At 67.5% G+C, this 280-nt stretch carries 1 protein-coding gene; it reads left to right on the top strand.

Annotation, left to right across the window (positions count from 1 at the left end):
• The first annotated feature begins 1 nt into the window (after position 1).
• Complete coding sequence (locus ACK586_RS25570; RefSeq protein ID WP_409333339.1) at positions 2–172, top strand: response regulator transcription factor; 171 nt, start codon at positions 2–4, stop codon at positions 170–172.
• The last annotated feature ends 108 nt before the right edge of the window (positions 173–280 follow it).

Below are 280 nucleotides of genomic sequence, written 5' to 3'. Positions count from 1 at the left end.
GATCGCCGAGGAGCTGGTGCTCTCCGAGCGGACGGTGGAGAGCCACGTGCGCAACGTGCTGGCCAAGCTGGGCGCGGCCAACCGCACCGAGCTCGCCACCCTGGTCGGGGCTTCTCATATCCCGCCAGCGGTTGACGCAAGGCCGTCCGGACATCTGTGGACAGGTCGCTGACCTGGGGAAATCTCCTGCCCGACCCGGTTCCGGGCGCTAGAATCGAACACACGTTCTAGCCGGTCGGGAGGGTGTCGTGGGCGAGCTGCAGTCAGCACTGGACGCCCT

The organism is Trujillonella humicola (assembly GCF_046233715.1).
Classification (GTDB): Bacteria; Actinomycetota; Actinomycetes; order Mycobacteriales; family Geodermatophilaceae; genus Trujillonella; species Trujillonella humicola.
The sequence above is the reverse complement of the archived record's forward strand: the minus strand, read 5'-3'. Positions and strand labels throughout refer to the sequence as shown.